The following is a 21,490-nucleotide window of genomic DNA, read 5'->3' as shown; positions in this document are numbered from 1 at the left end:
GAAGGCCCGTTCTCAGCGGGGAGAACGGGCCTTCTCGGGCGACTCAGTGTGGAAGTGCCTCGCGGACTTGGGCGAGGACAGCGGGGAGGTCGCTGAGGTCGTCGGCGGTGAGTTCGATGACGTGCCAACCCGCGGCGCGGAGGCGTCCCATCCGTGCGCGGTCCCGGCGCCAGCGACCCTTCTCGACGCGGTGGTAGTCGCCGTGGTACTCGATCACGACGCGGGCCCAGGCGATACAGAGGTCGACGCGGGCGAGGAATGCACCCCGCTCGTCCCGGAGCACGACGTTCGCCTCGACGCCGGCGATCCCGTCGAGGACGAGGGCGACCCTGACCAGTGACTCGGGACGCGACTCCGCCCGCCCGTCGAGAAGGGGCACCGCCTGCCGCAGAGCGCGCAGGCCCCGCCGACCCGGGTAGTGGTCGACGGCGGCCGCGAGTCCCGGAGCATCGACCAGCTCGGCGTGCAGGAGGAAGTCCCCCACAGCAACGAGATCGGCGAGCGGGAGGAGCGCGCCGAGGTCGCACCAGGTCCGCGCGGGGCTGGTCAGCCGGCCACGGCGGCCGGCAAGGACGTCCCCGGCACCGAGGCGGAGGGAGCGTCCAGCGAGCCCGGCGGCGTGCGGGGCTCGCGCCGGTGCCTTGACGGCGACGTCGATCGTGGTCCGCTTCTCCCAGCGGAGGTCGAGGGGCGCTCCCCAGAGCAGCGCCGCAGTGGGCCCGCAGACGAAGGCGTGCTCGCCCAGCCGGAGTAGGAGCGCTGCGCACCGGTCGACTAGCGCCGTGGCCGGCGCGATCGACCGCACTCCGTACACCGGGGCGTCGATCCTGCGCATCGCCGCCCGCGACATCCCCGCCGCCGACCCCTCCGCCACCCTGAACACGCCGTCCCTCACTCGCCCATGCTGACGCGCTCCCCTCTCCCCCCGCTCGCTCTCTCCACAGCCCTGCGCTCAGTCGCCCGAGAAGGCTCGTTCTCGGTGGGGAGAACGAGCCTTCTCGGGCGACTCGGCACGGCGGCAGGTGCGCGGGGTTACCAGCGCGGGTGGACGGTGGGGCGGAAGTGGGTGTCGTAGAGGGCGTTGACGGCCTCCATGATGGCGGGGCCGAGGGGCGCAGCGGAGGCGGCGGCCGCGTTGGCGCGCGCCTGCTCGGGCGAGCGGGCCCCGGGGATCACCGAGGTGACGCCGTTCTGCTGGATGATCCATGCCAGAGCGGCCGCCGCAGGGGCGAGGCCGTGGTCGTCGGCAAGGCGCGAGAATTCCTGCGCCGCCGCCACGCCGCTCGCGAAGTCGACGCCGGAGAAGGTCTCGCCGACGTCGAAGGCGGAGCCGTCGCGGTTGTAGCTGCGGTGGTCCTCCGGAGCGAACACGGTCTCGGTCGTGTACCGGCCGCTGAGCAGGCCCGAGGCGAGCGGGACGCGCGCGAGGATGCCGACGCCGGCCTCGCGGGCGGCGGGCAGCACCTCGTCGAGCGGCTTCAGGCGGAAGGCATTCAGGATGATCTGGACGCTCGCAACGTTCGGCCGGGCGATCGCGGTGAGCGCCTCCTCCGTGCGCTCGACCGAGACTCCGTAGGCCGAGATCGCCCCCTCGGCCACGAGGGTGTCCAGAGCGTCGTAGACGGCGTCATCGGAGTAGACCGCAGCGGGCGGGCAGTGCAGCTGCACCAGATCGAGGGTGTCGACGCCGAGGTTCGCGCGCGAACGGTCGGTCCAGGCGCGGAAGTTCTCGAGCACGTAGTTCGCGGGGATCTGCTCGGCGCGGCGGCCCATTTTCGTCGCGACGAACACCTGCGCATCGGGATGCGCCGCGCGGTAGGCGCCGATAGTGCGCTCGCTGCGGCCGTCACCGTAGACGTCCGCGGTGTCGAAGAGAGTCACCCCCGACTCGACGGCGGCGTCGAGCACGGCGAGGGCGTCGGTCTCGGCAACGTCCCCCCAGTCGGCACCGAGCTGCCAGGTTCCGAGGCCGACGACGGAGACAGGGGCGCCGGTGCGTCCGAGGATTCGAGTGTCCATTGCTCCACCGTAGGTGCCGCCTGGGGAGCGACGGACCCCCTTGCGCCTGCCCTAACGTCGAGGGCATGCCCCTCCTCGTCCTCGGTAGCGCCAACCTCGACCACGTCCACCGGGTCGCTCGGATTCCTGCTCCGGGAGAGACGGTGCTCGCCCTCCATACGCGCACTTTTCCCGGCGGCAAGGGGCTGAACCAGGCCGTCGCGGCGGCCCGCACCGAGCCGGGCACCGTCTTCGTCACGAGCCTCGGTCGCGACTCCGCTGGCGACGAACTCGCCGCGGTCCTCGACGCCGAGCCCCTGGAGTTGCGCGCTCGCCGGGGAGATGTCCGCACCGGCACCGCTCAGATCACCGTCGACGAGCGCGGGGAGAATGCGATCGTCGTCGACTCGGGCGCGAACGCTGCTCTGGTCGGGCTGACAGCCGAGGAGGCAGCGCTCGTCGCGGCGGCCGACGCCGTGCTCCTCCAGCTCGAGATCCCGATCGCGACGGTGACGGAGGCGGTGCGCGTCGCGCGCGCCGCCGGCACGGTGTCGATCCTGAACGCCGCCCCGATCGGCCCGTTGCCCGAGGAACTGCTGGCGGCGCTGGACGTACTGATCGTCAACGAGCACGAGGCGCGCGAGTTCGCCGCCGACCGGGGCCTGGGCGCCGACGATGACGCACTCGCCGCGGCCCTCACCACGCTGGTGCCGCTCGTGCTGGTCACACTCGGCTCCGACGGCGTCGTCGTGGCGGTCCGCGGCCGCACGCCGGTGCGCACCCCGGCCTTCCCGGTGGAGGCGGTGGACACCACCGGCGCCGGCGACACCTTCTGCGGCGCCTTCGCGGCTCGCCTCGCAGCGACCGGAGCCGACGACCCGGAGCAGCTGATCGCCCTCAGCCGCTGGGCGAGCGCGGCCGCTGCTCTCTCGGTCACCCGGCACGGGGCCGCGGTCTCCGCGCCGACCGCGGCCGAAACGGTGGCGTTTCTCGCCGAACGCGCCTGAGCGCTGCCGCCGATCAGTCGACCGCGGCGACCCGCACGCTCACCCGGGGCCGTCGGCGCGGATGCTCGCGGACACACCACTCGCGCACCACGGCTCCGATCGCGCGCGCCACGTCAGGCGCGGAGGCCTCGTCCGTCACGCAGAAATCGACGGCCACCGCCACCTCCTCACCCGCCACGCGGACCAGCACCGGAGAGGCGAAGGTGCCTCCGCTCGCGGTCCCGAGCGGCTCGACACCGGTAACGCTCAGCGCCGCGGCCGCCTGGGCGAGCACGTTGCGCACCTCCGGCCGCGCGGGCACGAGCGCGGCGACGCCGTCGAGGGCGCGCAGCTCCGCGGCGAGCACCGCAGCGGGATCGACAGGCGACGCGGCCTCGAGGCGGCTCACGACTCCTCCGCCCCGGGGAGGTAGACGTCCTCCACGCGGACGTCGATCCTGACCACCCGCAGCTCCGTCTGGGTCAGCAGCCGCGAGTGCACGCGCTCGCGCACCTGCTGGGCGGCCTCCGCGATCGGAACGCCCCAGAAAACCGAGATCGTCAGCTCGACCACGACCTCCGCACCCGGCTCGGCGACATCGCCCAGCAGGCGACAGCGGCCGACCAGCACACCGGCGACGCTGTCGCCCGCCTCGCGCACCAGTCCGCGGACCGCGCCCTCGGTGATGGTGAGCAAGACGTCGGGCTGGACGCTCGCCAACGGGATGTCGCGGCCGGCCCGCGCTTCGCGGCGCACCTGGGTCAGGATCGAGCCGAACCAGCTCTCCTCCGGAGCCGGCAGGCGTGCGGCGTCGTCGTCGATGAGCGCACTGGACAGGGCGCGCACCCGCTGGAGGGCGCTCAGCGTGCGGCGATGCTCGGGCGACTCCTCGATGGCGGGGTCGTACGGCGAGCGCCCGCGGTCGAGGTAGTCGCTGAGTTCGTCGATGCCGATGCCGTCCTGCTCGGGGGCGGGCTGCTCCTGCTCGGGCTGCTCCTGCTCGGCCTGCTCCTGCTCGGGCGCGGCCGGCAGCACGACGTCGTGCTCCACCGCGCGCTCCTGCCCGTCGCCGGGACCCTGGTCCGCGTTCATCGCGTCTGCTCCCTCATCGCCAGTCCTCCATCGCCACGACCAGCGACTCGCGCGCGCGGGCGAGCTTGCCCCGCACGGCCGTCACCGTGAGGCCGAGGTGATCGGCGATCTCGTTGTACGACTCCCCGCCGACCTCGCGCAGCAGCCAGCACTGCCGCTGAGACTCCGGCAGCTCGGACAGGGCGTGCGCGAGAGCCCGCATCGCGTCGCTGTGCTCGGCGGCCTCGACCGGGCCGGGCTCTCGGGACGCCGGGTGCTCCACGGCGTCGACGTCGTCGGTGGGTCGGCGCTGGCGCAGCAGGTCGACGCTGGAGCGGCTGACGATGCGCATCATCCAGCTGCGCACGCTCGCCCGCTCCTTGAGCTGCGGAAGCTGCGCCCACACCGTGATCAGCGCGTTCTGCACGACATCGGACGCATCGGCCTGCGAGCCGGTGAGCCGCCAGGCGTAGGCACGCAGGATCGACTGGTGCCGCTTCACGAGTACCTCAAACGCGCGGACGTCGCCCTCGGCGGAACGCTCGGCGAGCAGCGCATCGCTCGCCGCTTCCAATCCGGGCACGGCGCCTCCTGCCTCGTCTGCCATGCGGCCTCGGGCCGCCTCCCAGGTGACGGTCAGGAAAAAGGTCGGCCGACACCGTGACGAACAGCCTCCACGCTGCGTCTCACCCATGAAAGCACAGCCCGCGCGGAATCCCGCTGGGCTGAGAACCCCGGTCCGCTCTGCAACGGCGGCCGCCGAGACGTCCAGGAGATACCATGAGCGACACCACGCGCACCCCCTCCACCCCCCGCGTCGACAAGACCCCCGTGGACAAGACCGCGGTCGACACAGTCACGAGCCTCGGCGGCTCGCAAACTTCAGGAACTGCCCAGGGCACCACGGTCATCGACGACAGCGTTGTGGCCAAGGTCGCCGGCATCGCCGCCCGCCAAGTTTCCGGCGTCTTCGCCCTCGGTAACAACGCCGCCCGTGCCTTCGGCGCGATCCGCCAGGTCGTCGGCGGTGCCGACCACGCCCAGGGCGTCAGCGTCGAGGTCGGCGAGACCCAGGTCGCGGCCGATATCACGATCGTCGTCGAGTACCCGGTCCCGATGCAGAAGGTGGCCGACTCCGTCCGCTCCGCCGTCTCCGAGGCGATCACGGAGTTGGTCGGCATGGCCGTCGCCGAGATCAACGTCGCGATCATTGACGTGCACATCCCGGGCGAGGACAAGGACGACGAGTCCGCCGAGAGCCGCGTCCGATGAGCGACTTCCAGCGCCCTGCGCCGCCCGCCCCCGGTAGCCGCAGCACCGTCCTCGGCGTCGTCGTCGGCGCGGTCCTCGCCTTCGCGGCCCTGATATTCGGCTTCTGGGGTTTCGTGCTCACCGCCGTCTTCATGGCTCTGGGCGTCGTGATCGCCCGCATCGCCGACGGCTCCCTCGACGTGCGCAGCCTTGTGGACGTGTTCCGCGGCCGCACCACCTCCCGCTAGGAGCCCCCGTGACCGCTCTCGACACGCCTTCCGCATCGCCGGTGGCGGGCACCGTCACCATCACCGTCCGCTCCATCGAGCGCGCGGCCGTCGCCATCGTGCACGAGGAGCTGGGCGTGGAGATTTCCGCAATCCGTGTCCGTCTCTCGGACGACCACGGCGGCCTCGCGCTCGCGGTGACCGCCCCGGTCGTCCTCGAGCCCGGCGCCCTTCCCGCAGGCGTGTCCCTGCTCGAGCGTCTGCACGGCGATCGGGCCCGCATCACCTCTCGCATGGAGGCGCTGACCGGACGCACCGTCAGCCGGATCGACATCCGGGTCACCGGCACCCGCACCCGGAGCAAGAGGAGAGTCGTATGAGCCCGTCGGCCCCCGACACCCGCTACCGCCGCTACCTCCGCCGCGAGACCCACCGGTCCCGTTCGGCCGCGCAGATCGTCGTCCTGGTGCTGATCGCCCTGGTCGCCGCCTACGTCGGCACGGAGGCGGTAGTGGCCGTCCTCGGCGCCGCCGCTCTGCTCGCCGCTCCCTCAGCGCTGCTCGGCGGGATCGTCGGAGTCGGGTCCCTGGCGAACACCGCGCTCATCGGGCTCGCGGTTGGCGCGGGCGTCCTCGCCCTGATCCTGCTGGTGCTCGCGCTGGCGCCCGGCTCACGGGCCCGCCACACCGTGGACGACGACCGACTCGCTGTGGTCGTAGACGATGGAGTGATCGCCTCCGCGCTCGCCCGCACTGCCCGCACGGCCGCCCACTCCCGCCGCGAGGACACGCGCGCCTCGCTCGGCCGCCGCACGGCACTGGTCGAGGTGACCCCCGCCTCGGGCATCGCCGTCGACCGCGACGCCGTGCAGAGTGCTGTCGATGACGAGCTCGGCCGCATTGCTGCGTCGCCCGCCCCGCGCGCTACCGTCCGCGTGTCGAAATCCGGGAGGATCTGATGACCACGAGCAACCGCTTCATCAACCGCCTCGTCCTCCTCGTCGTGGGCCTTGTGCTCGCGGCAGTCAGCGTGGGGGCCGTCCTCATCGCCGTCGTGCAGCCGGTTCGCGACTCCGTCCTCTCCTTCGCCGACGGCGAGGGGGCCGCCCTGGTCTCGCGCCTCTCCCCAAAGGAGGGCACCACCTGGAGTGATGCGGCCGTCCTCTGGCCGCTCTACGCCATCGTCGGGATCTGCCTGCTCGGCATCGTCCTGGCGCTCGTGATGGCTTTCGCCCACGGCCGCGGCCGCACCGGCACGCTCCTCCGCGACGAGGCCGAGGGCGGACCTGCGGGCGGAATCGAGATCGCGACCGGCTTCGCCGAGGACGTGCTCGAAAACGCCCTCGCCGGACGCACCGAGCTACTCGATGTCACGGTCGCGGCCTACCGACACGGCTCGGACACCGCACTCAAGGTCCGGGTCCTCCCCCGCGCCGGGGTCTCGCCCCGGACGGTGGTCGACGCGGTTCGTCACGAGGTGGTCGCGCTCGACACCCTGCTGGGTGCTCGGCTGCCGGTCCTGCTCGAGGTCGCATCCAGCGCCCGGGCCGGCTTCTCGAAGGAGGACCGGGTCGCCTGATCCGAGTCCTCGACAACGTCCCCGGCACCCGCCGACGGATGATCCACCGAACAGAAGGAGCCCCTCATGGGTGCAGACGACAAGATCCGCACTGCAGCCGAGAACCTGGTCGGCAAGGCCAAGGAGGCCGTCGGCAAGTTGACCGACAACGAACGCCTCGAGGCCGAGGGCGAGGCCGACCAGACCAAGGCCCACACCAAGAAGGTCGGCGAGGACGTCAAGGACGTCTTCAAGAACTGACCGGATAGCGACGGGCCGTCACCGCGTCGGCGGTGGCGGCCCCTTTCGCTGTGGCCGCGTCACAGCCCCCAGAAGGCGATCCGGCCGGCGGAGGCCGAGTCGATGCTCTGGTCGTGGTTGTCAGCGGTGTGCGAGGAGTAAAGGATCGTCTCACCGTCGACACTCGTCACCACGCCGGTGTGGTCCCAGTCGCCCGAGCCGTTCCAGTCGAACTGGACGATGTCACCCGGCTTCACCAGGCTCCGCTCCGCATTCGAGATCGGCGTCGCACGCTCGGGGTGCGCCGCGAGGTAGGCGTGGAACGCGGTGGAGGACGCCCACGCTGCGCTGTAGCCGGAGGAGGAGGAGTTCCACTCGCCGTCCATCTCCCAACCGCGGGCGATCAGCGACTGTGAGGCGAAGTTGACGCAGTCATTGCCCGGGATCACGCCGTACTGGGCGGAGTTGTAGTCGCTCCAGTACGTGCGGAGGTAGTCGAGCTGCGAGGCGAGGCGGCTCGCGTCGAGAGCGACCTGCGCCTTCGCGGCCTCGATCGCCGGGTCGGGCGTGTAGGCGAAGGTGATCGCCGAGGCAACGACCTTCGTGCTGGCGAGCACGCCGGTCGCGGTGGGGCCGGTCGCGGTGGCAGGGCCGGTCGTGGCGCTCACGGTCGGAGCGGCGAGGTCGGTCGAGGCCCGCGCCGTCGTGCCCACCGCGGGGTCCGATGTCTCGACGGCGGGCTGCACCGCGTCGGCGGGCGTGCCGTCGACGGTGACCGCGGCGGCGGAGTCGGTGACCGCATCGAACCTGATCGCGCGGCCGTCGGCGTCGAAGAATGCCACCGGGACCTCGCCCGCGGCCTCGCCGTCGGCGGGCGGAGCCGTGAGAGTGATCTGGTCGGGATTGTCGACGGCGACGCTGCCCTCGGAGTCCCCGAAGCGGACTGCAGCGACCGAGTCCAGGTTCGCTCCCTCGAGCGTCACGCTCGTGCCGCCGGCCACGGTGCCCGTGGTGGTGGAGACGGAGCTGAGAACGACCCTCGCGGAGGCGGTGGTTGCGGGGAGCACGGCGACGCTCGTCGCGGTCGGCGTGGCGGCCCCCGCGGAGGCCGATTCGGCGGAGGAGCCGGCGCCGACGGTGAGGCTCAGACTTGAGGCGACGGCCACGACGACGAGCCCGCCCGAGACGGCGAGCGCCACCGTCCGCGGGGAGGGGCGGACGAAGGAAGCGCCGCGGCGGACGGGCGAGGTGCGGGCCCGGTGTCCCTCGGCATCACGGCGGTCGCGGCGCGAGGAGAAGGACGCCTCGCCGGTCAGGTGCGGCCGCGCCGGGGCCGAGGGCCGCGCGGGGCCGGCGGGGCGGATGCGGCCTTCGCTCTCGCGCAGCTCGCGACGGGTGAGCGGCGCTGCGGGGGTCTCCGGGTGGTCAGCGGGCAGGGGGGAACGGGTGGAACGAGGGGGCACAGAGAGGTCTCACGGTTCGGCGGCTCGGCGGGGGACCGGGCTCGGGAGCAGGGGAAGCGGCACTGTCACCAGGCAAGGGTGGGAGACCGGTAGGACGGGTCTCTGAGAGCGCTCCGAAGAACAGTACGGGAATGAGCTGCGCGTGTCACGCCCGATCCTGTCCGTCTGTGATCGCTAGACGGGCTAGGAGGTGGTCCCCGGCGCGTAGTCGGGCGCATCCGGAAGGCCGAAGGCTCGCTCGAGCGTCTCGATCCCGGAGTCGTGCAGGTAGCCGGAGAGCACGGTGCCGATGTAGCGCAGGTGGTACGGCTCCGACTCGTACCCCGTGGTTGAAGTGGTGTCCGGCTTGTACCGCACCAGGAAGCCGAACCGGTGCGCGTTCGCGCCGACCCACTGACCCTCCGCAGTGTCACCCCAGCAGATCTCGAGCGCGCATTCTCCCGATGCTCCGACCACGTCCACCGCCCAGCCGGTCTGGTGCTCACTGTGCCCCGGGCGCGCACTGGTCGCGTCCGCTCCCGCCTGCCCGCGCGAGGACACCCAGCCCGCGTAGACGCCGACCTGAGTGTCGTAGGAGCGGTAGGCGCTCTGCACCGCGAGCGAGAGGCCCACCTCACTCCTGGCCGCCTCGAAGAGCGGGACGAGGGCGTCCGCCGTGGCCTGGCGCATCGGCTGGCGGTTGACGTAGGGCACGTCCGGGAAGGTCAGGTCGGCCGGGACGTAGTCGACGGGCGAGAGCGTCCGGAGCTTGTTGACGACGACCCAGATGCTCGCCGGCTCGTCGACGGAGTGTGCCGCGAGGTCGATCCCCGAGGGGGTGGGGGTCGACCTCGCGGTGGTCGTGGCCGACGCGGTGGTGAGAGGCAAGGGCGAGGGTGGCACAGGCGTCAGTGCCGGGGGCGGGGCGCCGTTCCCGATGGCGGCTCCTACGCCCAGGGCGGTCAGGCCCGCGGCGGCGACTCCAATGACCAGGGACCGGCGGCGGACCGAGCGGGGGCCGGTCGTCTCGTTCTCGTTCGACGTCATCCTCCGAGCCTAGACAGGCCGGATGGGACGGGCTCGGACGGTCGCGAAAGCATCGGCGATCGGATCTGTCCACCCGTGTACCTCCGCACAAGAGGCGCATATCCTCCAAGGATTCTCATAAGCGAAACCCCTAGCTTGAGTGACAGACTCAGCTCCACATGCGACCGCCCCTTCCAGCCCAGCCGTACGGCCCCTACGGAGACGTCGACGAGAGGACACTATGCTCCGCCCCCACATCTCGCCGTCCGTTCCTCTCGCCACACTCGCACAGACCCTCGAGCTCGGGGGCGAGGACGATCTCACCACCGAAATCAGCGGAGTCACGCTGATCGCCTCGGACGTCGAGCCCGGCGACCTCTTCGTCGCGCTACCCGGCGTGAACCGCCACGGCGCCGAGTTCGTCGAGCAGGCCGCGTCACGCGGGGCCGCAGCCGTGCTCACCGACACCACCGGAGCAGCCTCCGCGCGGGCGACTGGGCTGCCCGTCCTCGTGGTCGACCAGCCGCGCTCGCGCCTGGGTGCGATCGCCTCCACCGTCTATGGCACGGCCGAACGCTCCCCGGTGCTTTTGGGCGTGACCGGCACCAACGGTAAGACCTCGACGGTGCACATGCTCGAGGGGATCCTCCGACAGCTCGGCGTGGTCCCGGGCCTGAGTTCGACCGCCGAGCGCCATATCGGCGACACCTCGGTGACCAGCGGTCTGACCACGCCGGAGGCCACCGAGCTGCACGCCCTGGTCGCCCGTATGGAGGAGGAGGGTGTCGGCGCCGCCGCAATCGAAGTCAGCGCGCAGGCCCTCACCCGGCGCCGCGTCGACGGCGTCGTCTTCGACGTCGCGGGGTTCACCAATCTGAGCCATGACCACCTCGACGACTACGGCGACATGGACACCTACTTCGGCGAGAAGGCGCGGCTCTTCCGACCCGACCGGGCCCGCCGTGCCGTCGTCTCACTCGACTCGCCCGCCGGGGCTCGCCTCTGCGAGATCGCCGGCGTGCCAGTCACCACGATCACCTCCGTTCCCGGCGTCGACGCCGACTGGATCGTCAGTATGCTCGAGCAGGAATTCGGCCGCACCCGGTTCCGGCTCCAGAACCGCGAGGGCCGCGCGATTACGACCTCCGTCCCGATCATCGGTGTGCACATGGCGGCCAACGCCGGCCTCGCTCTTGTGATGCTGATCGAGGCCGGCTGGCCGATCGGCGAGATCCGAGCCGCCCTGCACCGCGACGGCGGAGTGGACGCCTCGCTGCCCGGCCGCACCGAGCGCGTCTCGGGTGAGCGCGGGCCGACGGTGTATGTCGACTTCGGCCACAGCGCCGACGCCTTCGCGCGCACGCTCGAGGCGGTCCGAGAGGTCACTCCGGGTCGGGTGATCATGGTCTTCGGCGCGGACGGCGACCGCGATGCGCTGAAGCGTCCCGCGATGGCCGAGGTCGCGGTCCGGGGCAGCGACGCGCTGGTGATCACCGATCACCACCCGCGCTTTGAGGACCCGGCCTCGATCCGTCGAACCCTCGTCGACGCCGCCCGCGCTGCACGTCCCGATGCCGAGCTCCACGAGGTCGACGACCCCAAACGCGCTATCCGCGTCGCCGTCTCGCTGGCGCACGAGGGCGACGCCATCCTCTGGGCCGGTCCCGGACACCAGAACTACCGCGACATCCTCGGTGTCCGCACCCCCTATTCCGCTCGAGCGGAGGCGCGCGCTGCGTTGCGCGAGGCCGGCTGGGCGGACGAGGCGGTCCCGGCCACCGCGTGAACCGCGCGCCGATGAGTCTGAGATCCTGCTCAGGTTTATCAGACCCCCTGTCGCAAACTTCGCACGCGATGTAACTTTGCGCAGCACGCAACGTTTGCGGCGGATCGCCGTGCCTGGACGTGTCCGCCAGACAAGGGGACCACCGTGGCCGACTCCGCCTCCGCTCCATCCGCCGCGACCGCGACGCCCTCCGGCGCCGTGATGTCGCACCGCCAGATCCTGTTCGTCATCTTCGGCCTGATGGCCGGGATGTTCCTCTCCTCGCTCGATCAGACGATCGTCGGCACCTCGATGCGCACCATCGCGGACGACCTCGACGGCCTCTCGCAGCAAGCGTGGGTGACCACCGCCTACCTGATCGTCTCGACGATCGCGACGCCCATCTACGGCAAGCTCTCCGACATCTTCGGACGCCGACCGCTCTACCTGATCGCGATCGTGCTGTTCCTGATCGGCTCGGCGCTCGCCGGCTTCTCGACCTCGATGCTCGGCCTCGCGGGCTTCCGCGCCGTGCAGGGTCTCGGCGCCGGCGGCCTGATGTCGCTCGCGCTCACCGTGATGGGCGACATCCTCCCCCCGCGCGAGCGCGCCAAGTACCAGGGCTACTTCCTCGCGGTCTTCGGCATCTCGAGCGTCGTCGGACCGCTCATCGGCGGCCTGCTCGCCGGCACCCCCGAGATCCTCTTCATCACCGGGTGGCGCTGGGTCTTCCTGATCAACCTGCCAATCGGCGCCGTGGCGCTGTTCATCGTGGTGCGCTTCCTGCACCTCCCCAAGCCCGCCGGCAAGCGCTCGGTGCGGATCGACTGGTGGGGCGCCTCGCTCGTGGTCATCGCCGCCGGCCCGCTGCTGCTGGTCGCGGAGCAGGGCCGCGAGTGGGGCTGGGGCTCGCCGATCGCGTGGGTCTGCTACCTCGTCGGCACGCTGGGCATCGTCGGCTTCATCGCAGCCGAGCGGATGATGGGCGACGACGCGCTGATCCCCCTCAAGCTCTTCCGCTCGCCGACCTTCTCGATGGCGACCGTCCTGGGCGTCCTGGTCGGCTTCGGCATGTTCGGCGGCATGATGGCGATTCCGCTGTACCTGCAGCTGGTCAACGGTGCCACGCCGACCGAGTCCGGCTTCCTGATGCTGCCGATGATCCTTGGCTTGATGATCGCCTCGATCGTCTCGGGGCAGATCATCTCGCGTACCGGCCGCTACCGCGCCTTCCCGATCGTCGGCACCTTCCTGATGTCGGCGGCCTTCTTCTTCTTCACCTTCGTGTCGATCGACAAGCCGGTGATCTTCATGATGGGCGGGATGCTGCTGCTGGGCCTCGGGCTCGGGCAGATGATGCAGACCCTCACCCTGGCCTCGCAGAACTCGGTCGACGTGGCGAACATGGGAGTCGCGACCAGCGCCTCGACGTTCTTCCGCCAGATCGGCGGCACGCTGGGCACCGCCGTCATCTTCTCGGTGCTGTTCAGCCGCATCCCCGAGACCATCGCCGCAGCATTCAAGAACCCGGTGCTCTCGGCCGACCTGCAGCGGGCGGCCGCCGATCCGGCCGTCATCGCGGACCCGGCCAACGCCGGCATCCTGAAACTGCTCCAGTCGCAGGACACCGCGGCGATCGGCGCCGCTCTCAACGGGGACACCTCGTTCCTGAACACAGCGAACCGCGCCCTCTCCGCTCCGTTCCTGACCGGATTCAATGACGCGACGGTGACCGTCTTCCAGGTCGCGCTGGGCGTCGTCCTGCTGGCCTTCGTGCTGTCGTGGTTCCTCAAGACCCCGCCGCTGCGGGCGAAGTCGGCCATGCAGGAGGCGCACGACCTGGCCGCCGAGGACAGCGCGGAGGAGCTGCGCCGCACAGATCCGCAGCTCGCCGCACGCGCCGGTGCCGATCTGGCCGCGGGCAGCATCGAGCCGGATGTCCGGACGGACTCGGTCCCTACCGCTCCGCCGCAGGACGGCGCCCACCGCAACTGAGCAGCGGGCACCGACCGGTCGCCTCCTGCGCCGCAACCATCTCCCCCGCCGAGGCACCGCCTTCACCGCTCGGACGCCGCGCTCGCCGCGGTGTCCGAGCATCGGGGCGGCGCCTCGCGCCCGCCCGAGCCGAGATTCTCGCGTTCCACGGCGAGAGAGCGCTCCATCGGGGCTCTAGGATGGTCGGACCGCTGCCGAAGGAGTCCGCAATGAGCGCCGCCCCCACCCCCGTGACCCCGAGTCACTCGGAGCAGATCACGCGGGCCGACCGGCTCGCCGCTCGCGAGTGGCCGGCCGGCTTCCTCTGGGGATCCGCGACCGCCGCCGCCCAGATCGAGGGCGCTGGGCACGAGGGCGGTAAAGAGGACAGCATCTGGGATGCTTTCTCGCGCGTTCCCGGAGCAGTCGCGAAGGGAGACACCCCCGAGGTCGCGGTCGACCACTACCACCGGATGTCCGCTGATGTGCAGCTGATGAGGGAGCTGGGGCTGGATTCCTACCGCTTCTCGGTCAGCTGGTCGCGGGTGAAGCCCGGCGACCGGGCCGTGAACCTCGAGGGTCTCGACTTCTACTCCCGCCTGGTCGACGAGCTGCTCGGCGCCGGCGTCCTGCCGTGGCTGACCCTCTACCACTGGGACCTCCCGCAGGCCGTCGAGGAGACCGGCGGTTGGGCGAACCGCGACACCGCGGAGCGCTTTCGGGACTACGCCGAGGCCGTCTACGAGAGCCTCGGCGACCGGGTCCAGCACTGGACCACCTTCAACGAGCCGTTCTGCTCGACCCTGCTCTCGTACGGAGCAGGCGTGCACGCTCCCGGTGTCATCTCGCAGCAGAAGGCCCTCGCCGCTGTACACCACACGCACCTCGCCCACGGACTGGCCGTTTCGACGCTGCGCCAGCTCGGCGCGCAGAACCTCGGCATCACGCTCAATCTCTCGAACGCCGTCCCCGACGACCAGGAGGACGAGGCCGACCTCGATGCCGCTCGCCGCTTCGACGCACTGCAAAACCGCCTCTTCCTCGACCCCCTGCTGCGCGGCGAGTACCCCGAGGACCTGCTCGAGGATGTCGCCGGGCTCGGCCTCGACGAGCTGATCGTGGACGGCGACCTCGACCTGATCTCGCTCCCGCTCGACTTCCTCGGCGTGAACCACTACCACGACGACAACGTCTCGGCTTACCCGCTGCCGGCCGGCGCCGAGGACTTCGCGCAGGCGACCGACCGCGAGGTCGGCTCCCCCTGGGTCGGCTCCGAGTTCATCACCTTCCCCTCGCGCGGGCTGCCGCGCACTGCGATGGACTGGGAGGTGAACCCCGACGGGCTGCGCTACCTGCTGACCCGCCTGGGCCTGGAGTACGAGAACCTCCCCCCGCTCTACGTGACGGAGAACGGCGCCGCCTACGACGACGTCGTCGTGGACGGCCGCGTGCACGACGTGGACCGCACGCAGTACGTGCTCGATCACGTCGAGAAGGTCGCCGACGCGATCGACCAGGGCGCCGACATCCGCGGCTACTTCGTCTGGTCGCTCCTGGACAACTACGAGTGGGCCTGGGGCTACGAGAAGCGCTTCGGCATCGTGCGCGTCGACTACGACACGCAGGAGCGGATCGTGAAGGACTCGGGCCTGGTCTACTCCCGTCTGCTCGGCGGCAGCGCCGCGGCGACCCTCGGCTGACCGGTGAGCGAGACGACGGGCATCCGCGGCGGGGGCCGCTCCCCCACCCTCGAGATGGTCGCGGCGCGGGCCGGAGTGTCGCGCGCGACGGTCTCGCGGGTGGTGAACGGCGCCCCGCAGGTCGCGGCCGAGATCGTGACCGCCGTCGAGAAGGCCATCGTCGAACTCGATTACGTGCCCAACCACGCCGCCCGGATGCTCGCCTCGCGGCGCACGCAGTCGATCGCGCTGATCGTGCCGGAGTCGACAGCCCGCGTCTTCGCGGATCCGTTCTTCGCCTCGATCGTGCAGGGCGCCGCGATGCGCCTGGCCGACTCCGACTACACGCTCTCGATGCTGATCGCGTCCGAGACCGACGGCGAGAAGACGCGGCGCTACCTGCTCGGCGGCAACGTGGACGGTGCGCTCGTGGTCTCGCACCACTCGGGCGACCACTCCTACGCGGCACTCTCGGGTACGCTGCCGATCGTCTTCGGCGGGCGGCCACTCTCGCCGGAGGAGCGCGGTTCGTACTTTGTGGACGTGGACAACACCGAGGGCGCGGCCGTCGCCACAGCCCACCTGATCGAGCGCGGCCGCCGCCGGATCGCGACCGTCGCGGGACCCGCTGACATGCCGCCCGGAGTGGATCGCCTGATCGGTTGGCGCGGCGCCCTGACTGACGCCGGCCTTGCCGACGACCTGGTCGAGTGGGGCGACTTCTCGCCCGCCAGCGGCGCCGAGGCGATGCGCCGCCTCCTCGACCGTGATCCCGGCATCGACGGCCTGTTCGCCGCGAACGACCAGATGGCGGTCGGCGCATACGCCGCGCTGCGCGACGCCGGACGACGGATCCCCGAGGACGTGTCGGTTGTCGGCTTCGACGACGACCTCTTCGCGCGGAACGCCGTGCCCGCTCTGACCACGGTGCGCCAGCTCCCCGACGACCTCGGCGCCCGCATGGTCGAACTGCTGACCGCCCGGATCGAGGGCCTTCCCGTCGAGCACCGCACGCTGATGCCGACGACGCTCGTGGTGCGGGCGAGCAGCTGAGCCCTGCCGATCGGCGGGGAGCATCACGCTCGCCAGCCGTTGGCCTCGAGGGCAGCTCGCGGTGGGAAGAGAAGGTGATCGGTGGCGGCGAGCAGATCACGCGCAGACAGCAGCGGGGCGAGGGCGATCCACGTCGACGCCGCTCCCGTGACCGGGACACCGCGCCGCTCGACTCTGTCGGTCTCCGCGAGGGTGTGACCGATCACGCCCCGAGTCCTCGGGGGCCGGTGCGGCCTCGTCGCAGCGACGTGGCTCGGATCGTCCTCTTCTGGTCGCGCCGGGAGCGGCACGCCCCACGCTTTGGCAGCGGTCAGGTGGGAGAAGAGCTGCCAGGGCCGAAGCCGGGGCAGGTAGGCGAGCGCTCGGTCGAGATGCGTGACCGGCATCACGCGGGTGCGCACTCCGTGGAACGGGCTGGCCAGGGCGGGAGCGCGCAGCTGCGCATCCGTCGCCCCTGCGCGGAGCGCCGCGCGCCGGGTGAAAGCTCCGAGATCAGTACTGGACATGCCGCCACTCTGACGCTCACGGCCCTCCCCCGGCTCCCGCGATCCACCATCGGTGGACGATCCGCCGATCCCGCCCCTGTGGAGGAGCGTTGCCCGCCGCGGCTGCGCAAGCAGGGCGGGGCCGAGCCCACGTCAGAGGAAGAGGGGGGCCGGCGAGAGAGTAGCGAAGCGGCGGCGCATGACGGCGACCGCGTCGGCGTGCTCGTCGACGAGGACGAAGCGCCGGCCCAGGGAGTGCGCGACCGCCCCGGTCGTGCCGGACCCGGCGAAGAAATCGAGGACGGCGTCGCCCTCCCGGCTCGACGCCTGCACGATGCGACGGAGGATCCCCTCCGGCTTCTGCGTCGGGTAGCCGGTCTTCTCGCGACCGGTCGGCGAGACGATGGTGTGCCACCAGACATCGGTCGGTCGCTTGCCGCGCTCGGCCTTCTCGGGGGTGACCAGGCCGGGGGCCATGTACGGCTCGCGGTCCACGGCCGCGGAGTCGAAGTGGTAGCCGCGCGGGTCCTTCACGTACACGAGGATCGTGTCGTGCTTGGTCGGCCAGCGGCGCGTGGCTTTCGCCCCGTAGTCGTAGGCCCAGATGATCTCGTTCAGGAAGCACTCGCGGCCGAAGAGCGCGTCGAGCAGCACTTTGGCATAGTGCGCCTCGCGATAGTCGAGGTGGAGATAGAGCGTGCCGTCCTCGGCCAGAAGGCGCCACGCCTCCGCCAGCCGAGGCTCGAGGAATGACCAGTAGTCGTCGAAGTGGTCGTCGTAGCGGAGCAGGTCGCCGCGGATCCGCTCGTAGCTGCGCCCCTTGAAGCCCGCAATCGTGCCGGTCGTGGAGCGGACGGAGGTGGTCGAGGTCCGCACCTGCGCCCGGCCGGTGTTGAACGGAGGGTCGAGGTAGACGACAGTGAAGGCCCCGCCGGCGAGCTGCGGCAGGACCTCGAGGTTATCGGCGTGGAACACTGCGCTCCGAGACACCGGGACGCCGTCCGCGATCTGGATCGTCCTGGGCACCCGGCAATTGTGCCAGTGCGCGCGCGGCAGACGACACGCTCCGCGCGTCGCAGGCGCGCGGCGGGGCGGCGGGACGCTCCGGCGTAGAGTGGCGCGATGATCTCCGAGGTGCGCCACGACGAGGACTTATCCCGCTACACGCTCTGGCTCGACGGTGAGAACGTCGGAGTAGTGGACTACGCCGTCCGCGGCCGCGACGTGGTGTTCCTGCACACCGAGATCGCCCCGGAGCATCGCCACGAGGGGCTCGGCGAGGCCCTCGTCGAGGCGGCTCTCGATGACGCGCACGAGCGCTTCGCCGGACGTATCGTGCCGGCCTGCCCGTTCGTCGCCGAGTTCATCGCCGAGCACCCCGACTATCAAGAACTCCTCGCCGGCTGAGCCGCGTCGAAGCGGGTCGCGCCGGGTAGCCGCCGCTCCCCCGCCGACCCGCACATCGTCAGGGAACGCGCCGGAGCCACTCGGGCGTGGAGTACTTCGTCCGCACCAGCTCCTCCGCCGCCGCGTACTCCTCCTCGGTCAGCGTGCCCGCCTCGCCGCCGTGCAGCTGCACGAACGTCTCCTTCATCCGCTCGATGATCTCGGCGCGGCTGAGCCCGGTCTGGCTGCGCAACGGGTCGACCCGCTTCACAGCGGAGGCGATGCCCTTGTCGGACAGCTTCTCGCGTCCGATTCGCAGCACCTGCACCATCTTCTCGGCATCGATGTCGTAGCTCATGGTCACATGGTGCAAAACGGCGCCGGAGCCCAGACGCTTTTGCGCCGCTCCCCCGATCTTGCCGGAGGGCGAGGTGATGTCGTTGAGCGGCTGGTAGACCGCGTCGATCCCGAGCGACTGCAGCGCGCTCACCGCCCATTCGTCGAGGAAGGCGTAGGAGTCGGCGAAGGTCAGCCCCTGCACGAGAGCGCCGGGGACGTAGAGCGAATAGGTGACGACGCTGCCCGCCTCCATGAACATCGCGCCGCCCCCGGAGATGCGGCGGACCACATCGACGCCGTACTTCGCCGCGTTGTCGAGGTCGACCTCGTTCCGCAGCGACTGGAAACTGCCGATCACGACGGCGGGTCGGTCCCACTCCCAGATCCGCAGCGTCGGCTCTCGGCGGCCCTCGCCGACCGCGGCGGTCAGCACCTCATCGAGCGCCAGGTGGGTCGACGGAGGGACGGCCCGGTCGTGCACGATCCGCCAGTCGTAGTCGCGCCAGCTGGTGGCCTGTTGCAGGGAGCGCCGGATCGCGACGGCGACGGCCTCGGGGGTGAAGCCGAGGAGGATCGCGTCCGCGGGAAGCGCCTGCCGGATGGCGGCGGCGAGGGACTTCGCGTCGGTCTCGGCCGGGAGCCCGATGACCGCCCGGTCGATGTCGTCGAGCGCCGTGTCGGGCTCGAGGAAGAAGTCGCCTGCCAGCCGGAAGCCGGCGAACCTTCCGTCGACCACGTCGAGGTCGACGACCACGAGCTTTCCGCCGGGGACCTTGTACTCGCCATGCATGACGCCAGCCTAGGCGCCGCTCGGTGCGGGGAAGCGCTCGCCCAGCCACTCCACCAGATCGGCCGTGACCTCCGCCCGGTTCAGCTCCTGGAAGAGTTCGTGCCGAGCCTCCGGGTAGACGCGCACCGAGACATCCGTGTACCCGGCGCGGCGCCGGTAGGCCCGGGCGAGCGCGCGCACCGAGCGCTCGCCGCCGAGGGTGTCGTCGGCGCCTACCAGCAGTAGCAGCGGCAGCGGATGCGCGGACCGACGCTGTGGGCGCCCGACCAGCCGCAGGGTCTCGACCAGACCGATCCGCTGCGCGAGCGGAGTGGTGAAGGTGAGCGGGTCGTCGTGGAACCGCTGCCAGACCTCCGGGTCGCGCGAGAGCCACTCGAGCCCGAGGCCGCCGGGAACGCGGTGCCGCTTCGTCAGGTCGCCCGCATTCATCCAGCCCGGGAGGCGGTAGGCCGTGCCGCTGAGCACGAGAGCCGCGTAGTCGGCTGAGTCGTGATCGACGATCCGCTGCGCCATCAACGACCCCCAGGAGTGGCCGAGCAGCACAATCGGCACGCCGGGGCTCTCCTCGGCGAGCAGACGGGTCAGGCGGAGGATCGCCGCCTCCGTCGCGCGCAGGCCGCCCGGGCCCAGCAGCCCGAGCCGGGAGGAGTCGCCGTAGTGCTGCTGAAGCCCGGTCCGCCCGTGGCCGCGGTGGTCGTCGGCCGCGACGGCGTATCCTGCGGCGATGAGCGCCTCCGCCAGCTCGAGGTAGCGTCCCGAGTGCTCGCCGACGCCGTGGGCGAGCTGCACGATCGCGCGGGGCGCGGGGTGCGGCCACCAGCGGTAGTGGATGGTGACGCCGAAGGCGTCCTCGAAGGCCCTCTCGACAGCGGCGTCGGTCATGGTGTCCAGTCTGGCGCGTCGGCCGCGGGGGACGCGCTAAGAACTGAGAAAATACTCACGATCCACCGGCGCGCACCCTGGTCGCCACCGCGCCTCGCTACCGTTTCCCTTGACGGGTTCCCCTGATGAGCGACCCTACGACCGTCCCCCGACCCCTTTCTCGAGCGAGGCCAGCCCCTTCATGACCGTGTCGCCCCTGCTCTGGACCCTGACGATCGTCTTCATCGTCCTGCTCCTTCTCTTCGACTTCTTCTTCCACGTCCGCAAGGCGCACGAGCCCACGCTGAAGGAGTCGGCGACCTGGTCGGCGCTCTACGTCGGCATCGCCGTCCTCTTCGGTCTCGGCGTGCTCGTGCTCGGCGGCGCGACTCCCGGCTCCGAGTACTTCGCGGGCTACATCACCGAGAAGGCGCTCTCGGTCGATAATCTGTTCGTCTTCCTGATCATCATGGCGAGCTTCACAGTGCCCCGAGCCGACCAGCAGAAGGTCCTGCTCTTCGGCATCGTCTTCGCACTGATCGCCCGCACCGGCTTCATCTTCCTCGGCGCCGCGCTGATCAATTCGTTCGCCTGGGTGTTCTACATCTTCGGCCTGATCCTGTTGCTGACCGCGTTCAATCTGGTGAAGCCGGGCGACGACCAGGCCGGCGACAACGTGATGGTGCGCCTGGCCAAGCGGCTGTTCAAGACCAGCGACCAGTACGACGGCGACAGGTTCTACACCCACATCGACGGCAAGAAGGTTCTCACGCCGATGATCCTCGTCATGGCGGCGATCGGCGGAACCGACATCCTGTTCGCCCTCGACAGCGTGCCGGCCATCTTCGGCCTGACCAGCGACGTGTACCTCGTCTTCACGGCGACCGCGTTCTCGCTGCTGGGCCTGCGTCAGCTGTACTTCCTCATCGACGGCCTGCTCGACCGCCTCGTCTACCTCAGCATCGGCCTGGCCGCGATCCTCGCCTTCATCGGCGTGAAGCTGATCCTGCACGCGCTGCACGAGAACAACCTGCCGTTCATCAACAATGGTGAGCACGTAGAGGTCTTCGAGATCGGCACCGGCCTCTCCCTCTCAGTCATCATCGGAGTCCTGGCGATCACCGTGATCGCCTCCCTCGTCAGTCCGAAGGGCCGCCGCATGGCTGCCGAGGCCGCCGAGCGCCGCCGCGTCGCCGCGGGCGCGGACGTCGACGCCACGCACTGAACCGTCGTGTGCGCCGCGGGGCGGCGCACCGCAGTCGGCCCTCCGAGACGGTCGCGTTCCACAGAGCGGGGCGCGACCGCCTACGGCGATCCGCTAGCACGCGGATCACCGGTTCGGCTCGCGTGTCCCGCTCGC

At 70.9% G+C, this 21,490-nt stretch carries 24 protein-coding genes; 13 read left to right on the top strand and 11 right to left on the bottom strand.

The window, feature by feature from the left end; genetic code table 11:
• Nucleotides 1-43 precede the first annotated feature (43 nt).
• Both C1O28_RS01305 and C1O28_RS01300 read right to left on the bottom strand, forming a co-directional pair.
• Nucleotides 44-895 (bottom strand): endonuclease domain-containing protein, encoded by an 852-nt coding sequence (locus C1O28_RS01305; RefSeq protein ID WP_127821391.1) that lies wholly within the window; start codon nucleotides 893-895, stop codon nucleotides 44-46.
• Between the two features lie 137 nt (nucleotides 896-1,032).
• Nucleotides 1,033-2,019: an aldo/keto reductase gene (locus tag C1O28_RS01300; RefSeq protein WP_097166328.1), complete on the bottom strand. Its 987-nt coding sequence runs from the start codon at nucleotides 2,017-2,019 to the stop codon at nucleotides 1,033-1,035.
• A 65-nt stretch (nucleotides 2,020-2,084) separates the two neighbouring features.
• Here C1O28_RS01300 and C1O28_RS01295 point away from each other — a divergent pair, with 65 nt between their 5' ends.
• Nucleotides 2,085-3,005, top strand: coding sequence for a ribokinase (locus tag C1O28_RS01295; protein ID WP_097166327.1), 921 nt, complete (start codon nucleotides 2,085-2,087; stop codon nucleotides 3,003-3,005).
• 13 nt (nucleotides 3,006-3,018) lie between these two features.
• Here the strand turns inward: C1O28_RS01295 and C1O28_RS01290 are convergent, their stop codons facing one another.
• From C1O28_RS01290 to C1O28_RS01280, 3 genes are read right to left on the bottom strand one after another with little or no spacing between them, the layout of a single operon-like run.
• Nucleotides 3,019-3,393 carry a hypothetical protein gene (locus C1O28_RS01290; RefSeq protein WP_097166326.1) on the bottom strand — a complete coding sequence of 125 codons (375 nt, stop codon included), beginning with the start codon at nucleotides 3,391-3,393 and terminating at the stop codon, nucleotides 3,019-3,021.
• Entirely contained in the window at nucleotides 3,390-4,076 is a 687-nt protein-coding gene (locus C1O28_RS01285) for an Asp23/Gls24 family envelope stress response protein (RefSeq protein ID WP_097166325.1), read from the bottom strand. Before C1O28_RS01285 ends, C1O28_RS01290 begins: the two co-directional genes overlap by 4 nt.
• Nucleotides 4,077-4,089: 13 nt before the next feature.
• Complete coding sequence (locus tag C1O28_RS01280) at nucleotides 4,090-4,638, bottom strand: RNA polymerase sigma factor (protein ID WP_243392051.1); 549 nt, start codon at nucleotides 4,636-4,638, stop codon at nucleotides 4,090-4,092.
• 197 nt (nucleotides 4,639-4,835) lie between these two features.
• Here C1O28_RS01280 and C1O28_RS01275 point away from each other — a divergent pair, with 197 nt between their 5' ends.
• The 6 genes from C1O28_RS01275 to C1O28_RS01250 all read left to right on the top strand — a co-directional run bounded on the left by C1O28_RS01275 (nucleotide 4,836) and on the right by C1O28_RS01250 (nucleotide 7,351).
• Nucleotides 4,836-5,327: an Asp23/Gls24 family envelope stress response protein gene (locus C1O28_RS01275; protein ID WP_097166323.1), complete on the top strand. Its 492-nt coding sequence runs from the start codon at nucleotides 4,836-4,838 to the stop codon at nucleotides 5,325-5,327.
• Entirely contained in the window at nucleotides 5,324-5,554 is a 231-nt protein-coding gene (locus tag C1O28_RS01270; RefSeq protein ID WP_097166322.1) for a DUF2273 domain-containing protein, read from the top strand. Before C1O28_RS01275 ends, C1O28_RS01270 begins: the two co-directional genes overlap by 4 nt.
• Before the next feature lie 8 nt (nucleotides 5,555-5,562).
• Nucleotides 5,563-5,913 (top strand): hypothetical protein, encoded by a 351-nt coding sequence (locus C1O28_RS01265; protein WP_097166321.1) that lies wholly within the window; start codon nucleotides 5,563-5,565, stop codon nucleotides 5,911-5,913.
• A complete protein-coding gene (locus tag C1O28_RS01260) occupies nucleotides 5,910-6,491 on the top strand; it encodes a DUF6286 domain-containing protein (protein ID WP_097166320.1) in 582 nt (193 codons plus the stop codon). Before C1O28_RS01265 ends, C1O28_RS01260 begins: the two co-directional genes overlap by 4 nt.
• Nucleotides 6,491-7,111, top strand: coding sequence for a hypothetical protein (locus C1O28_RS01255; RefSeq protein WP_097166319.1), 621 nt, complete (start codon nucleotides 6,491-6,493; stop codon nucleotides 7,109-7,111). Before C1O28_RS01260 ends, C1O28_RS01255 begins: the two co-directional genes overlap by 1 nt.
• Before the next feature lie 66 nt (nucleotides 7,112-7,177).
• Nucleotides 7,178-7,351 carry a CsbD family protein gene (locus tag C1O28_RS01250; RefSeq protein ID WP_097166318.1) on the top strand — a complete coding sequence of 58 codons (174 nt, stop codon included), beginning with the start codon at nucleotides 7,178-7,180 and terminating at the stop codon, nucleotides 7,349-7,351.
• Between the two features lie 59 nt (nucleotides 7,352-7,410).
• Here the strand turns inward: C1O28_RS01250 and C1O28_RS01245 are convergent, their stop codons facing one another.
• Nucleotides 7,411-8,793 carry an amidase domain-containing protein gene (locus C1O28_RS01245; RefSeq protein WP_097166317.1) on the bottom strand — a complete coding sequence of 461 codons (1,383 nt, stop codon included), beginning with the start codon at nucleotides 8,791-8,793 and terminating at the stop codon, nucleotides 7,411-7,413.
• A gap of 183 nt (nucleotides 8,794-8,976) precedes the next feature.
• Entirely contained in the window at nucleotides 8,977-9,819 is an 843-nt protein-coding gene (locus C1O28_RS01240; RefSeq protein WP_097166316.1) for a M15 family metallopeptidase, read from the bottom strand.
• Between the two features lie 220 nt (nucleotides 9,820-10,039).
• Between C1O28_RS01240 and C1O28_RS01235 the strand changes: the two genes are divergently transcribed.
• From C1O28_RS01235 to C1O28_RS01220, 4 genes are all read left to right on the top strand, one after another.
• Complete coding sequence (locus C1O28_RS01235) at nucleotides 10,040-11,584, top strand: Mur ligase family protein (protein WP_097166315.1); 1,545 nt, start codon at nucleotides 10,040-10,042, stop codon at nucleotides 11,582-11,584.
• Between the two features lie 201 nt (nucleotides 11,585-11,785).
• The gene (locus tag C1O28_RS01230) at nucleotides 11,786-13,558 is read left to right on the top strand and encodes an MDR family MFS transporter (protein WP_097166413.1); all 1,773 of its coding nucleotides are present in this window, start codon (nucleotides 11,786-11,788) and stop codon (nucleotides 13,556-13,558) included.
• 209 nt (nucleotides 13,559-13,767) lie between these two features.
• Entirely contained in the window at nucleotides 13,768-15,237 is a 1,470-nt protein-coding gene (locus C1O28_RS01225) for a GH1 family beta-glucosidase (RefSeq protein WP_097166314.1), read from the top strand.
• A gap of 54 nt (nucleotides 15,238-15,291) precedes the next feature.
• The gene (locus C1O28_RS01220; RefSeq protein ID WP_097166412.1) at nucleotides 15,292-16,269 is read left to right on the top strand and encodes a LacI family DNA-binding transcriptional regulator; all 978 of its coding nucleotides are present in this window, start codon (nucleotides 15,292-15,294) and stop codon (nucleotides 16,267-16,269) included.
• Nucleotides 16,270-16,292: 23 nt separating this feature from the next.
• Here C1O28_RS01220 and C1O28_RS01215 read toward each other — a convergent pair whose 3' ends face one another.
• Together C1O28_RS01215 and C1O28_RS01210 are read right to left on the bottom strand one after the other, a co-directional pair.
• Nucleotides 16,293-16,775, bottom strand: coding sequence for a hypothetical protein (locus C1O28_RS01215; RefSeq protein WP_097166313.1), 483 nt, complete (start codon nucleotides 16,773-16,775; stop codon nucleotides 16,293-16,295).
• A 132-nt stretch (nucleotides 16,776-16,907) separates the two neighbouring features.
• Nucleotides 16,908-17,780, bottom strand: a complete 873-nt coding sequence (locus C1O28_RS01210; protein ID WP_097166312.1) for a DNA-methyltransferase — start codon at nucleotides 17,778-17,780, stop codon at nucleotides 16,908-16,910.
• Between the two features lie 96 nt (nucleotides 17,781-17,876).
• Between C1O28_RS01210 and C1O28_RS01205 the strand changes: the two genes are divergently transcribed.
• A complete protein-coding gene (locus tag C1O28_RS01205) occupies nucleotides 17,877-18,161 on the top strand; it encodes a GNAT family N-acetyltransferase (protein ID WP_097166311.1) in 285 nt (94 codons plus the stop codon).
• 58 nt (nucleotides 18,162-18,219) lie between these two features.
• On the opposite strand, the gene C1O28_RS01200 is transcribed toward C1O28_RS01205, so the two are convergent.
• Together C1O28_RS01200 and C1O28_RS01195 are read right to left on the bottom strand one after the other, a co-directional pair.
• Nucleotides 18,220-19,269, bottom strand: coding sequence for a lipoate-protein ligase LplAB (locus C1O28_RS01200; RefSeq protein ID WP_097166310.1), 1,050 nt, complete (start codon nucleotides 19,267-19,269; stop codon nucleotides 18,220-18,222).
• A gap of 9 nt (nucleotides 19,270-19,278) precedes the next feature.
• Entirely contained in the window at nucleotides 19,279-20,151 is an 873-nt protein-coding gene (locus tag C1O28_RS01195; protein ID WP_097166309.1) for an alpha/beta fold hydrolase, read from the bottom strand.
• 181 nt (nucleotides 20,152-20,332) lie between these two features.
• Here C1O28_RS01195 and C1O28_RS01190 point away from each other — a divergent pair, with 181 nt between their 5' ends.
• Nucleotides 20,333-21,355 carry a TerC family protein gene (locus tag C1O28_RS01190; protein ID WP_097166308.1) on the top strand — a complete coding sequence of 341 codons (1,023 nt, stop codon included), beginning with the start codon at nucleotides 20,333-20,335 and terminating at the stop codon, nucleotides 21,353-21,355.
• The last annotated feature ends 135 nt before the right edge of the window (nucleotides 21,356-21,490 follow it).

Origin of the sequence: Rathayibacter rathayi, from assembly GCF_004011095.1 — a bacterium.
Classification (GTDB): domain Bacteria; phylum Actinomycetota; class Actinomycetes; order Actinomycetales; family Microbacteriaceae; genus Rathayibacter; species Rathayibacter rathayi.
The sequence above is the reverse complement of the archived record's forward strand: the minus strand, read 5'-3'. Positions and strand labels throughout refer to the sequence as shown.

Excerpts from the sequence above, each read along its gene's own strand:
- C1O28_RS01235 (WP_097166315.1), top strand. The coding sequence starts at position 10,040 with ATGCTCCGCCCCCACATCTCGCCGTCCGTTCCTCTCGCCACACTCGCA.
- C1O28_RS01205 (WP_097166311.1), top strand. The coding sequence starts at position 17,877 with ATGATCTCCGAGGTGCGCCACGACGAGGACTTATCCCGCTACACGCTC.
- C1O28_RS01220 (WP_097166412.1), top strand. The coding sequence starts at position 15,292 with ATGGTCGCGGCGCGGGCCGGAGTGTCGCGCGCGACGGTCTCGCGGGTG.
- C1O28_RS01260 (WP_097166320.1), top strand. The coding sequence starts at position 5,910 with ATGAGCCCGTCGGCCCCCGACACCCGCTACCGCCGCTACCTCCGCCGC.
- C1O28_RS01275 (WP_097166323.1), top strand. The coding sequence starts at position 4,836 with ATGAGCGACACCACGCGCACCCCCTCCACCCCCCGCGTCGACAAGACC.
- C1O28_RS01190 (WP_097166308.1), top strand. The coding sequence starts at position 20,333 with ATGACCGTGTCGCCCCTGCTCTGGACCCTGACGATCGTCTTCATCGTC.
- C1O28_RS01255 (WP_097166319.1), top strand. The coding sequence starts at position 6,491 with ATGACCACGAGCAACCGCTTCATCAACCGCCTCGTCCTCCTCGTCGTG.
- C1O28_RS01200 (WP_097166310.1), bottom strand. The coding sequence starts at position 19,269 with ATGCATGGCGAGTACAAGGTCCCCGGCGGAAAGCTCGTGGTCGTCGAC.
- C1O28_RS01195 (WP_097166309.1), bottom strand. The coding sequence starts at position 20,151 with ATGACCGACGCCGCTGTCGAGAGGGCCTTCGAGGACGCCTTCGGCGTC.
- C1O28_RS01295 (WP_097166327.1), top strand. The coding sequence starts at position 2,085 with ATGCCCCTCCTCGTCCTCGGTAGCGCCAACCTCGACCACGTCCACCGG.
- C1O28_RS01230 (WP_097166413.1), top strand. The coding sequence starts at position 11,786 with ATGTCGCACCGCCAGATCCTGTTCGTCATCTTCGGCCTGATGGCCGGG.
- C1O28_RS01240 (WP_097166316.1), bottom strand. The coding sequence starts at position 9,819 with ATGACGTCGAACGAGAACGAGACGACCGGCCCCCGCTCGGTCCGCCGC.
- C1O28_RS01225 (WP_097166314.1), top strand. The coding sequence starts at position 13,768 with ATGAGCGCCGCCCCCACCCCCGTGACCCCGAGTCACTCGGAGCAGATC.
- C1O28_RS01285 (WP_097166325.1), bottom strand. The coding sequence starts at position 4,076 with ATGAACGCGGACCAGGGTCCCGGCGACGGGCAGGAGCGCGCGGTGGAG.
- C1O28_RS01250 (WP_097166318.1), top strand. The coding sequence starts at position 7,178 with ATGGGTGCAGACGACAAGATCCGCACTGCAGCCGAGAACCTGGTCGGC.
- C1O28_RS01215 (WP_097166313.1), bottom strand. The coding sequence starts at position 16,775 with ATGTCCAGTACTGATCTCGGAGCTTTCACCCGGCGCGCGGCGCTCCGC.
- C1O28_RS01300 (WP_097166328.1), bottom strand. The coding sequence starts at position 2,019 with ATGGACACTCGAATCCTCGGACGCACCGGCGCCCCTGTCTCCGTCGTC.
- C1O28_RS01270 (WP_097166322.1), top strand. The coding sequence starts at position 5,324 with ATGAGCGACTTCCAGCGCCCTGCGCCGCCCGCCCCCGGTAGCCGCAGC.